This window comes from Paenibacillus periandrae (genome assembly GCF_022458865.1).
GTDB lineage: Bacteria > Bacillota > Bacilli > Paenibacillales > NBRC-103111 > Paenibacillus_S > Paenibacillus_S periandrae.
The window spans coordinates 132,810-145,388 of sequence record NZ_JAJNMU010000010.1; the positions used below are offsets into that span (position 1 = coordinate 132,810).

Annotated in this window: 12 protein-coding genes; 1 reads left to right on the top strand and 11 read right to left on the bottom strand. The window is 48.0% G+C overall.

The window, feature by feature from the left end:
* From LRL21_RS18100 to LRL21_RS18110, 3 genes are all read right to left on the bottom strand, one after another.
* Nucleotides 1–996, bottom strand: a complete 996-nt coding sequence (locus LRL21_RS18100; RefSeq protein ID WP_240417204.1) for a Gfo/Idh/MocA family protein — start codon at nt 994–996, stop codon at nt 1–3.
* A gap of 182 nt (nt 997–1,178) precedes the next feature.
* Nucleotides 1,179–2,417, bottom strand: coding sequence for a 2,3-bisphosphoglycerate-independent phosphoglycerate mutase (gene apgM / locus LRL21_RS18105; protein ID WP_240417205.1), 1,239 nt, complete (start codon nt 2,415–2,417; stop codon nt 1,179–1,181).
* Between the two features lie 17 nt (nt 2,418–2,434).
* Nucleotides 2,435–3,922, bottom strand: coding sequence for an SLC13 family permease (locus tag LRL21_RS18110; protein ID WP_240417206.1), 1,488 nt, complete (start codon nt 3,920–3,922; stop codon nt 2,435–2,437).
* Nucleotides 3,923–4,074: 152 nt separating this feature from the next.
* On the opposite strand from LRL21_RS18110, the gene LRL21_RS18115 reads away from it, so the two are divergent.
* Nucleotides 4,075–4,977, top strand: coding sequence for a LysR family transcriptional regulator (locus tag LRL21_RS18115; RefSeq protein ID WP_240417207.1), 903 nt, complete (start codon nt 4,075–4,077; stop codon nt 4,975–4,977).
* A 73-nt stretch (nt 4,978–5,050) separates the two neighbouring features.
* Here the strand turns inward: LRL21_RS18115 and LRL21_RS18120 are convergent, their stop codons facing one another.
* The 8 genes from LRL21_RS18120 to LRL21_RS18155 form a co-directional block, all read right to left on the bottom strand.
* Nucleotides 5,051–6,586 carry a response regulator transcription factor gene (locus tag LRL21_RS18120; RefSeq protein WP_240417208.1) on the bottom strand — a complete coding sequence of 512 codons (1,536 nt, stop codon included), beginning with the start codon at nt 6,584–6,586 and terminating at the stop codon, nt 5,051–5,053.
* Nucleotides 6,583–8,253 carry a sensor histidine kinase gene (locus tag LRL21_RS18125; RefSeq protein WP_240417209.1) on the bottom strand — a complete coding sequence of 557 codons (1,671 nt, stop codon included), beginning with the start codon at nt 8,251–8,253 and terminating at the stop codon, nt 6,583–6,585. Before LRL21_RS18125 ends, LRL21_RS18120 begins: the two co-directional genes overlap by 4 nt.
* Complete coding sequence (locus LRL21_RS18130; RefSeq protein WP_240417210.1) at nt 8,243–8,422, bottom strand: hypothetical protein; 180 nt, start codon at nt 8,420–8,422, stop codon at nt 8,243–8,245. Before LRL21_RS18130 ends, LRL21_RS18125 begins: the two co-directional genes overlap by 11 nt.
* Before the next feature lie 99 nt (nt 8,423–8,521).
* On the bottom strand, nt 8,522–8,809 hold the full coding sequence (locus tag LRL21_RS18135; protein WP_240417350.1) for a glycoside hydrolase family 88 protein: 288 nt from the start codon (nt 8,807–8,809) through the stop codon (nt 8,522–8,524).
* Nucleotides 8,743–8,886, bottom strand: coding sequence for a hypothetical protein (locus LRL21_RS18140; RefSeq protein ID WP_240417211.1), 144 nt, complete (start codon nt 8,884–8,886; stop codon nt 8,743–8,745). The genes LRL21_RS18135 and LRL21_RS18140 overlap by 67 nt, the downstream gene beginning before the upstream one ends.
* Nucleotides 8,887–8,980: 94 nt before the next feature.
* Nucleotides 8,981–10,621 carry an extracellular solute-binding protein gene (locus tag LRL21_RS18145; RefSeq protein WP_240417212.1) on the bottom strand — a complete coding sequence of 547 codons (1,641 nt, stop codon included), beginning with the start codon at nt 10,619–10,621 and terminating at the stop codon, nt 8,981–8,983.
* Nucleotides 10,622–10,662: 41 nt separating this feature from the next.
* On the bottom strand, nt 10,663–11,535 hold the full coding sequence (locus LRL21_RS18150) for a carbohydrate ABC transporter permease (RefSeq protein ID WP_240417213.1): 873 nt from the start codon (nt 11,533–11,535) through the stop codon (nt 10,663–10,665).
* A 19-nt stretch (nt 11,536–11,554) separates the two neighbouring features.
* Nucleotides 11,555–12,511, bottom strand: coding sequence for an ABC transporter permease (locus LRL21_RS18155; RefSeq protein WP_240417214.1), 957 nt, complete (start codon nt 12,509–12,511; stop codon nt 11,555–11,557).
* Between the last annotated feature and the right edge of the window lie 68 nt (nt 12,512–12,579).

Genomic DNA, 12,579 nt, shown 5'->3' on the forward strand with positions numbered 1-12,579 from the left:
TCAACTCTCTTTCGTTGTATAGCTAGGTAACCGTATAATCCGGCCCTCGGTCGCAGAATGATGTGCCGCAGAGGTCACTTCGAATGTACGGAAAGCATCGTCATAATCAGATAAGATACGAGAAGTATCCCCCGTTCGCAATGCATGCACAAAAGCCGCATTTTCCAATATGTACGGGTCCGAGCTATTCCGGTACTCTACCGTTCGGTCACGTCTGATTTCCTTCAGGCTATCCATACGAATTTCCACAACACCAGAGGTCGTGTATACATCCAGGCCTGTATGGTGACCTCTTGGAAGTATACATGTATTGGATATCGTGGCCACCATCCCGTTCACCAATTTGAGTGTAACGGTGCCCACATCCGGTATATCCATGCCTTCTTGAATTTCATGTAAACATCGCTTGTTGAAGGCTGCGTACAATTCTTCGACTTCCCCGCATAAATAGCGAATAAGATCAACAATATGCGTGGTCTGTTCGTTGAATTGCCCTCCAGAGCCGTTCATTCGTCTCCACCATGCAATCTGCGGGAAAGAACTCATAAAGTAACCGAGTGCCATACCCATCGTGCCTTCCAGCAGAAGCTCGCGCGCTTTGGCTACAGAATCGAGATAACGCCAATTGTAGCCAACTGAAGTAATAAGACGTTTGTCAGCTGCTTGCTTCCGCAGCAGCTCCAAATCCTCGGTCAACTCGATTCCGAGCGGTTTCTCCACAAAGAAAGGAATGCCACGATCAACCAGGTGCCTTTCAATTTCACCGTGCCCCATCGGTGGTACGCATATGTAGACAGCATCCAATGTACACGTATCCAGCATTTGTGTCACACTTGTAAACGCTTTCGCATCTGGCCAGCTGCGTGCTGCCCGCTCCACATTTTCCATGTTTCTGCCGCAAAAGGCTGCGACCGATACACCCTCCATTTGTGAAAGTATACGTTGGTGCTTATCCGCATATCTACCTGTTCCTATAAAACCGATACGAAGTTTCATATCTCTCTCCTTGTCGTTCTATAATAGAGAACATAGTTCTATATATAATATTAGGCTATACTTTTGTAATTTTCAAGTGAAGTTTGAACAAATCCGGACAAAAAAAATCGTCCCAGCTACCGAAGTTACCCAGTAGTAGGAACGATTGCCAAGTTTATTACATACACGTTTAAACTCCACGACTAATTTCCCTGTTTTTTCACGATTCCCATTAATCCATGTAAGGTTCTGACAAATTCGTTTCCTGATAAGCGGCCCAATGCTCCGTAAACACAATCCAATTCATTGTACCTCTGGACTCGATCCCTACGGATACTGGGTCCATATATGAGAATCGGAACTGAATCGCCAGTGTGTTCACCAACTTCACACGGTGTAGAATGATCAGCAGCCAGAGCCAGGTACGTATCATCAGGCAAGCTATCCAGAATATACCCAACCATTCGATCAAACAGCTCAATGGCTTTTGCTTTTTCAAACGGCTCGTTATCATGACCTTTAATATCCGGTGCTTTCATATGCACATAAACCATATCGTTCTCAGCTATTTCCTTGAGTGCCCATTCAGCTTTTAATTCAATATTTGTATCTATATTGGCTGTCATACGACTATCCGTGATGGGCTTGAAGCCTGCTAATTGGGCAACACCCAGAACTGTGCTTTCTCCTGCAATACAGCTCCCCTTGATATGAAGCTCATTGACAATCGGTTCAAGCTCGACCATTTGCCCTGCTCCTCTGGTCAATATGAAATTAGCAGGTGACTTCCCCTGTTCCTGACGCTCTATATTAACAGGATGCTTCAATAGTATCTGGTGTACCCGTCCAAGGAACAGATTAATAATCGAAGCTGTTCTAAGGGACTCCTCAGATCCATCCAGTGGTTCAACCTCATGATAGGGAACGCCATCGTTAGGGGCTTTGGGATCAGAATCGCTGACCTTATCACTTAATCCATCCCCTCGAAGAATCAGAACAGCCCGATGCTCTGTAGCCGCTTTAAAATAAATTTGAATCCCGTCAATCTCCATACCATTAACAGCCGCTGCTATCTCATCGGTCCTCTCTCGTATTCGCCCAGCCCGACGATCTATAACGATCCCGTGCTCATCCACCGTCGCAAAATTACACCGAAGCACAACATCTCCAGGCTTAATATCCATCCCCATGCCTAATGCTTCTATCGGTCCGCGCCCCGGGTAGTGATGCGGCTGGTAGCCAAATAAAATCAGATGTCCCATATCCGTACCCACTGGAATACCCGTGCCGATCAAATCCATCATCCCCGTAATACCTTGGGATGCCATGAGATCCAGATGGGGTGTTGCGGCATATTCCAATGGAGTTTTATCATGAAGCAAAGGATGGGGGCGGTCCCCCAAACCGTCGGCAATAGCCAAAATCACTTTTCTGTTTAGCATAGTTTCCTCCACATATTTTATAATCCCAGCAGTTTGAACCAGGTGAATATCGATAAGCTAATGACGCTGGCGCCAATAAAACAAGTAACAATGCCATACTTCACTTGATCCAGTACGGAAAAATAACCGGTTCCAAAATAAATGGTATTCACCTTGGAATGGGGAGGAAGTGTTATGGTATAGGTCATTGTCATAGCTGCCGCCAATGCCAGCGTCACAGGGTCCATTCCTAATGACTTGGCCAAAGCAATAAAAGCCGGTATTAATATCGTTACTCGCACGGTTTTACTCGTAAATATGAGATGACTGTACATACTCAGGAATACGACCACCACGTAAACCAAGGCATGATTCATCTGTTCGAGCCCGAGAAAGCTCACTACATTCTTGATCATCCATTCTGCGCCTTTGGATTTATCCAACGCATTACCCACGGCATACGCACCTGCAGCGAATATCATCAATTCCCATTTGATGTTAGCTTCTTTCCAGGTTAGCACACCGAGTCTGGGCAGCAAACAAAAGAGCGCTGCAAGAACCGCTGTCTGTTCGGTACTGATTTCAAAACCGAACCAGCCCTTCTGATAATCGCCTGTCGCCCACAGGATCACCGTAGCAATAAAGATGACCAAGGCCTTCTTTTCATTCAAGGAAAAGGAACCCAGCTTCTTCAGTTCCTCCTTTAGCGTATCCATTGCATGATGAAAATTGGTCTCGCCCTTTAATGAAAAGAGCTTGAAGCCGATGAAAAATGTCAGCAGCATCGTGATGATAGCTGTGGGCATAGATGCCAGCAGCCAATCGATATAACCGATGTGACCACCCGCCTGCTCATTGATAAAACCAACGGCAATAATATTTCCAGAGGTAGCGGTCATAACTCCCGAGGTAGCAATAGCATCGGCCTGGACACCTTGAAGCATCATCACTTTTCCAAGATTGCTTTGACCCGGGATCGCTCTGTACACTTCCAGCAAAATTAAACAAATCGGCACCATCAGCGTAGCTCTTGCCGTTGTGGACGGTACGAAAAAGGCAAGAACAAAATTAATAATGATCAGGACAAGCAGCGTTCTTTTGGGTGTTTTCCCAAAACTCGTAACCATCCATAAGGCAAACCTTCTACCTAAATTTGATTTCATCATGGCAGAAGTGAGGATAAATGCCGCAACCATTAACCAGATAACGTCAAATCCCAATGTTCCGAATGCTACCTCTTGACCTTTTACAGCTCCAACCAATGGTAGCAGCAGTATGGCCATCATGGAGGTTAAATAAATCGGGATCGGTGTGGTTATCCAGAGGATTAGTGATCCCGTAAAAATAGCTATCGCTCTTTGTGCTTCCAAGCTCATACCTGCCGGTGTTGGCATGAAGAATAGAAGCAGTCCCACAATAATGGCAAGGGGAATTCCCCACTTTTTCATCGCTTCCTCAACCTTGCCTTTCTTTTTAAGAGGCGGCTCCTTATCTTCCTTGTCTACTGTTGGCACGACATCCGTCATCTTCATTCTCCTCAAATTCAGATTGTTATCGCTTTCATATTTGTTTGCAATTTCATTATATTCACAGTAGTATTATTATACAATTTGATTAAATTTGAATAATGATAAGATATCGTTATAGTAAATTCGTACTTTAGAAAGGCGTGTATCTAATGAATGTGAACAAACTGGAGACCTTTATTATTCTTTCGGAATGCCTGAACTTTACGGAAGCGGCAGAACAGCTGTACTGCTCACAACCGTCTGTAAGTATGCAAATCCAAAGCCTGGAGGCGGAATTGGGTGTTCTCCTTTTTGACAGGATTGGAAAGAGGCTGTATCTAACGCAGCAGGGCGAGCATTTCAAACCTTATGCTGAGCAGATGATTAATTTACTTCACTTGGCTAAAAATCATATCAGGCAGCTGGAGGATTTATCGTATGGAAAATTGTCCTTTGGAGCAAGTAATTTTGTCGGTGTCTATCTACTTCCGAGCCTGCTGAGAGAATACTCAGTAAAGTTTCCAAATATTAAAATAAACATGAACATAACGTCTTCAAGCCAACTCGTTCACATGCTGGATTCGAATAAGGTAGAATTCCTGATTTTGTCTGATCGCGTACGGATTGATGAAACGCGTTATCAACGAACGACATTTTATAAGGATGAGCTGGTTCTGATCGTAAATCCATCCCATCATCTGGCACAGATGCAGCATTGTACCGTAGAAGATTTGGTCAACGAAACCTTAATTATTAAACCGGAACAATCAGCTACACGAACTTACTTGGAAGATCAATTTAAAGAGTACGGATTTATTCCTTCCAAGTATATGGAAATCAGTAACCTCGAAGGTATCAAGCAGGGTGTGATCCATGAGCTTGGCGTCGCGATTGTTTCCAGCTTTGCTATTCAGCAGGAACTTAACCATGGTTTGCTCGTTAAAGTTCCAATCCAAGGGATTCAATTTCTTAGAGGAATCAGCTATGTATATCTTCGTAATAAAATTCTTTCACCCGCAGCCAAGCAGTTCATTCCTTTATTGGATCAACAAAAAAATCCTCCTCATTTCTGAGGAAGATTCTTATTAGGAGCAGCTACTTCAATATCTACACAATAAGTCTCACAGAACATTTTTACTGGAAGAGTCACTTGCCGGCCATCTGCTTGCGGTATTCTTTGGGCGAGACTCCTGCTATTTTGTTGAACATATGCGTGAAATAATTGGAGTCGTTAAAGCCGGTGGCCTCGGAAATTTCGAATATTTTCATATCTGTGCTTTTCAGCAGAAGCTTAGCTTTCTGTACGCGCAGGTTCTGGATATAGCCGGTTACACTTTCCCCGGTTTCCTTTTTAAACAGATTGCTGAAGTAACTGGGGTTGAGATGGACATGGACCGCCACCTCGGCCAAGCTGCATACCCCCATGTATGATTCTTCAATAAACCGGATGGCCTGCTTGACCGGATTATCATTCTTGCTGGCAAGCCAGTTATTGTGGGACTGCAGGAATTCATGGATGTATCCCTGCAGCCATGCCGTAATATCCTCCGGTGTCACACATTTGTAGACAGAATCCCACTCTATGGGGCGCACGGCCATTTGCCATTCGGGAAACTGAACCTGCACCAGCCGGAGAATAGCAGCAGCCAGCAGCAGCGCTTCGATCTTGGCGGTTTGCGGGGGCAAATGGCTGATCCGGACGGCTTGCTCCTGCAGCTCCCGGCTCAGCCGGCTGTTATCCTCCGACATAAGCCAGGTTACAATTTCCTTCTCCTTCTCGTAAAGCGCCGTCTGGTTGAGCAGTGATTCATTGGCAGAACCGTGGTCCCTGTCCCCTTCCCGGCAATACCGTCTGTAGCCCTGACGCAATTCCTCCGTGCTGGCGCATATCCCTTGTCCACTGCATTCAAGAGTTAACCTCAAATAATGATGGACCGAATCGGTGAGTATCTGCAGCCATGGGAGGGACGTATCCGACCGGGAAGTACTCCGGTCCACCATTAAAGCCCACTCCGATGCGTTCAAGGGAAACAGGCGAAAGCCGCCGGGAAACCACTTATTCAAGTGCTCTCCAGCAATATTGGCGAAAGCAAACTGCAAAAGCGGCACATCCTGGGCGGAATAATGCTTCTCCGGGGGGAAATAGGTATGAATACGGAGAAAAAGCAGCTCGCATTGCTTCATCCGCTTCAGCAGAGCCTCCACCTCTTCGCCGCTGCAGGGCATGCCCATAATTGCCGAGCGCAGCTCGCTGTCTTCATGCTGGCGCTTCCAGCCCTCCACCAAGAGCTGGGACTGGCTTTCTTCAATCAGCTGCACATAAATCCGGTCGAGTACGCTTAATATATCCGCTTCCACACAAGGCTTCGTGATAAAGTCCAGCACCCCGAACTTGACGGCGGACTGGGCATACGAAAAATCCCTGAATCCGGTTACAATCACAATCTTCGTCAACCAGCCGCGGCTTCTGATTTCTTCTGCCAGTTGCAGACCATCTATATGAGGCATCCGGATATCGGTCAGCAAGAGATCCGGGACACATTTCTCCATCATTAACAAGGCGTCCCGGCCATTGGCCGCTTCCCCCGTCACTACCCACTCGGCGGACCGCTTCCCCGCCAGCTTCAGTAGCCCCTTGCGGAAGTTGGGCTGATCCTCTACAATAAACAGCTTGCCCTTCATCCGTTCCCCTCCTCATGACTCTCCAGTGTCCCGTATTTAATAGGAAGTGTCATGTGAACAACCGTTCCTTTCCCATTACTGCTGGTAATTTCCACTCCATATGCGGGTCCGTATACCAGCTGAATGCGCCGCAGCACACTATTGTAGCCGATTCCCGTCTTATTGCTGTCCGGCAGTACAGCCTCCGCCTCTGTCAAGGATCTCAGAGTTTCTTTATCCATGCCGCATCCGTTATCAGCCACCTCGATATGCAGCGCCTCATTTAAAAGGAACGCTTTAATCCGCAGCACCCGGTCTTTGTCCATATCACGGAAAGCGTGCACAAAAACATTTTCCACCACCGGCAGCAAGAGGGATCGCATCATCCGCAGATTTAGCAGGGACTCCTCAGCTTGAATAATGGATTCAATTTCGCCAGTGAACAGCTCTGTCTGGATCTTGATGTAATTGCGGATCTGATGCAGCTCTTCGCCAAGAGTCGAATCAGTCTGGACAGATTTAAGGGAATACTTCAACATCTCCGAGATGGCGTTGATCAGAAGCGCCGCCTCCTCTTGGTCGTTGCTGTACAGCTTCCAATACAGCTCATTGAACAGGTTGTGCAGATAATGGGGGTTCAGCTGTGCCTGGATGGCCTTCAGCTCCGATTCCCTCTGGTTGATCTGGGCCAAATATACCTTATTGATCAGCTCGTTCACTTGCTCCGCCATGCTGTTGAAGCTGTCTCCGATGTAGCCCAGCTCATCGCCGGAATCCACTCTGACACGGACCGTGAAATCGCCGGAACGTAACATACGCAGTCCCTGCATCAGATGGGCCAGAGGAGTCAGGAGCGTCCGGGTGGAAATCGTAATAAGCAGTGCACTGAGCAGGATCACACCGATTCCGGCAAATGCCAATACCTGGATGATATCTTTATTTTTCCTCTGTATCTCCTGCAAGGAGGCCCCTCCGTATAGGGTAAAGCCTGCGGGAATCAGCTCGTGGCGGACAAACAGATAGGTGATGCCATTCATTTTGACATAACGGGGATAATTTGCCTCTGTCAGTTGCAAGAGCTGCTCCATCTCGCTCTGGTCGGTATTGGAGTAAAGCATACCGCCCATAGGCTCCAGCAGCAGCACCTTGCCGCTGCCGTTCTCCGTAAGATCCCGCAGCACCTTGGATACCAGGCTTTCCTCCATCACCATCACCATGGTTCCGTACGGTATCAGCTTCTCATTAAGCATCCGTCTGGCAGCAACCAGAACCGTTCTACGGCCGTCCGGATCAATGGTGCTGGCCGCCTCGGCCCGGCCCCAGACCATATTCCCCCGATATGGCTTAAGCTTTTCCATCATCTTGGTCAAATCATCCGTTCCCGGCTCTCCCGACGCACCGGTTTTGGAGAGAACCGTCATTTCCCCTTTCTCATTGTACAGGAAAACGGAACGGATGGACGGCGCATCCACCAGCAGCATATTCAACTGCTCTTCTACATACTTGCGGTTCTTGAACTGGTTGTAGTAATCACTTGCGGGAACGATATTCTCCCTGAGGAACAGTTCGATGTACGGATTCAGGATAATGGATTGGGATACCCGGTTGATTTCCTGAAAGGACATCTCCAGTCTGGCCAAAGCCTGCTCGTTGGCGATGGAGAACTGCTTGCTGATTTCATCCTCCATTAAACGGATATTTGACCGGTAAACCATCCAGCCTGCCAAGGCAAAGGCAAGTGTTACCATACACGAGAGCAGCACGATCAGTTTGATCTTGAAGCTGCCCTTTATTTTTCCGGCTATATACCCCGGCCAGCTTGTCGGATGCAGTCGGCTCCCCTCCCTTGAATTTCATATTGTATTATAAAACGCTTCCTTCCAAGCAAACAAGGTTTTCATTTTACCTGTCTACGTAGGAAGGAAGCGCGTCACGTTCCGATCCGGTTTACCCGTATTATTTTAAAGCTTCATACAAGGCAATAAGTGCAAGGGACTGTCCGTATGCCATTGGCATGATGGTAATATTTATATCATGGTCTTTATCCATTCCCATACCGGTTCCGTCCGACACATTCAGCGCGGTTCCATCCCCGCTGATATTTTGACAAACCGCCTGGGTGGCGTTGTCTGCAAGAGCCTGATAGGAGAAATCCAGAATACTAGCTTTTATGCCTTTTAGGATGCCCGCGACAATTGCAGCCGCAGCTTGTACAGACCATAAAGACCGACGCCCTGGGGCCAGTCCCATTCTTCAATTTTCACAAGCTTGTCCACTACCAGTCCGACTTTTTGAAGCAGCATTTCATTGTCATGATTCATATACTCATTCTCATATAAAATGTTCCAAAAGCAAACTTGGCCTGGCCTTTGCCGAACCAAGTCCGCTTTCATCCTATTCCAGGCCCTTCAGCCCTTACTTGTGTTGGGAGCGGACCAACTCCAGGATATCCTTACCCAGGAAGGCTCTGTCCTTATTTTCTTTATACCAGGTATTCATGAATTCCTCAATCTGTTTGCCGCCGCCTCTCTCCCAGGCAGCTTTGGCATCTGCAACGGCCTGCTCAGGGGTATATTGGGCCCCGCCGATAATGCCTTTGGTAAGGATATCCTTCATTTCCTTGTCGATATTGGTATTGATCACTACCAACTCACTCGACAGGGTAGGCATATGCTCATAGTGACTTAGTGCGGGATACTTGGCCTCGGGATTAAGCAGAAACTCGTCGGCTTTCTTCAGCATGTCCAGACCGGCCTTCTGGTCAGGATCACTCACGTCGAACGCAGTGGTGGAACTCAGAAGCGGATTCTCGGGGATCGAGTAGAACATGGAGTAGTCCATGGCCCAATCCAGTTCCTTGGCATTCTTCGCAGGATCAATGACCTTGGGAAAACCGTCTGCACCTTTTTTCCAATGCTCTCCCTCAATTCCTTTTTTCAGAATCAGACCTGTCTCCGGCTTGATGATGAAGTTAATATACTCCATAGCGGCCTTGGGATTTTTGGCCGCGGCATTGATCACCGTTGTCATTTGAACCGGGTTGACCACATGATGAACGAATTGCCCCATGGGAGACTTGGGCTGCGCCATCGGCGCAATCTCCGCCTCCGGAACAACCTTGCGGAGCGTTTTGAGGTCCGTTACCGTACTCTCAAACCAGTTGCCGACAACAGGAGGTAGATAAACGCCTATTTTTCCGTTCAGATAGTCCTGCTTGGCTTTGGCTCCATTCTTGTCCGCCAGGTAATCCTTATCGATAAGCCCTTCCTCAAATAACCTTTTCTTGAATTTAAGAGACTCCAGAGTATTATCCCAAGTCCTGATAATTTTGTCATCATTGGAGATTTTCCAGCCGTACGAGCCGAACATGGAATCCACCATGCCATCCGAGGTGTAGCTCATATTGGTTCCATAAGTATCCTTTTTCCCGTTGCCGTCAGGATCCTGCTCAGCGAATGCTTTCAGAACGACAAGCAATTCATCGGTGGTCTTCGGAACCTCCAGCTTTAGCTTTTTCAGCCAATCCATCCGGATAAAGGCTACACTCTGCAGATGGGGCTCATTAATTTTGCCGATTTCGTAAAGCTTGCCGTCCGGCTTGGTGCCTATTTTGCGGAGCTGGGGGTACTTATCCAGCAGCTTCTGGTACTCAGGCGCATATTTCAAGTAATCGTCCAGAGGCATCAATTGCTTCTGCTGGTACAGGGAATTCCGGAACCCCGTATCGAAATCATTGACAATATCCGGCGCACTGCCCGATGCGAACAACACATTCAGCTTCTTGACTGCCTCTGCCCGGGACACCGGCACAAACATGGCCGTAACGGGAGAATGCTCATTGATCCACTTGGTCCAACGGTTCTCCTCAACCGTTCCCTCCACTGCGGGAATATTGCCCCTGTCATAGTTGGAAACGGTAATTGTGGCTTTTCCTTCGGCTTGTCCCTTTGCTCCCTCTTCATTTTGACTGCAACCAACTGCCCCTGCTGCCAGTACCGCCGACAGTCCCAATACGAACGTGTTCTTCATTCTTGATGTGGATGTTTGTCCAGACATGTGGAATCCCTCTCAATCTATAATTGATTACATTATTGTAGCTAACCCTTGATAGAACCAAGCATAATGCCTTTAACAAAATACTTCTGCAGGAACGGGTATACCACCAGCATGGGCACAACCATAACCACAACCCCAACCGCTTTCAGCTTTTCGGATACCATTTCCTGCTGCTGCATCATATCCATGGCCGACACATTGAAGTTCCCCTGAATTTGCAGCATCCCCTGAACGATAACAGTAAGATTTTGCAAATTCGTCTTACTGATGTAAAGAATAACGCTCATGAACATGTTCCAGTAGCCCACCCCGTAGAATAACGTCAGCGTAGCCAGCATCGGAAGAGACAAGGGCAGTATGATGCGCATGAGCAGCTGGACCTCCCCGCAGCCGTCAATCTGGGCGGAATCCACCACTTCTCCCGGGATGCTCTCAAAATAGCTTTTCATTATCAGCATATTATAGGTGCTGATCAGCCCGCCAAACCAGAGGGACCAGTAAGTATTGGTCAAATGCAGGCTATTCATGACCAGATATGTAGGAATCATGCCTCCGCTGAAGAGCATGGTGAACAATGCGGCCGTTGTGATCGGCTTGCGGGCGTAGAGGTAACGGCGGGATAAAGGATAAGCCGTCAGCACCGTGGCTAGCATGCTCAGGGCCGTTCCGAATAAGGTAATGATCACGCTGTTGGTAAAGGCGCGCACGGCCGGCGTATTCTCAAAAAAGTATCTGTAAACGGTGAAATCAAGCCCCACCGGCCAGAACCAGACCTGACCCAGGTCAACCGCATGCCCCGAGCTTAGGGACAACGCAATCAAATGCAGGAAAGGCAGGATGCAAGTGAGTGAGATGATGATCAATACCACGTGAATAAAGTATACAAAAATTTTTCCGCCCGTCGATTCCCTCAAGAGGATTTCCCTCCTTTCTTCAGAATAATCCCTGATCGAATTTGCGGGCCAATGCATTGGCCGACAGCACAAGCACCAGGCCGACAAAGGATTCAAACAGGCCCATGGCTGTGGTCAGGCCAAACTGTGCCTGCTGCAGCCCCACTTTGTACACGTAGGTGCTGATGACCTCCGCTTTCTGCAGGACAGTGGGATTCTGCAAATTGTAAACCTGGTCAAACCCTACTTCCATCAGACGGCCCATTCCAAGAATCAGCAGCAGGATAATCGTAGGACGGATGCCCGGCAGGGAGATATGCCAAATCTGCCTCAGCTTTCCTGCGCCGTCCATCCCGGCGGATTCGTACAGGCTGGGGTCAATGCCAGAGAGAGCGGCGAGATAGATAATAGCGCCGAAGCCCATCTCCTTCCACATACCGGAGCCGATAAAGATGGCGATCCATGAGTTTACGCGGTACAGGAAAGGCACCGGCTCCATCCCCCATTGGCCCAGCAGCTTGTTGATGGTGCCGCCGTCGATGGAGAACAGGGTCAGGATAATGCCTGCAACGATAACCCAGGACAAAAAATGAGGCAGATAAATAATGGTTTGAATCCAGCGCTTCAGCCAGCTCTTCCGGACCTCATTCAAGGCAATGGCGATAATAATCGGTGCAGGGAACCCGAAGATCAGGTTCAGAACACTCAGGGCAAGGGTATTCCAGATAATTTGCAGTGTGACATGGGACTGGAATAAAATCTCGAAATATTTCCACCCCACCCACGGACTTGACCATATGCCATCGTGAAAATTGTAGTTCTTGAAAGCAATCACAAGACCACCCATAGGCAAGTAGCGGAATATCAGATAATAAAGCACTCCCGGTATAAGCATAACAAATAGCGGAATATTCTGCTGAAACCGCTTTGTCTGGTAAAAAGCCTCTTTGGCTGCCGGAGCTCTATCCGTTCCTACAGCGGCAGGCGTTGTTTTCATGGCTCCCCCTTCTTTCCTGCTAAAAGTTTTTGTTGGATGTGATGCATATAATGTACCGCGGTTCGTCC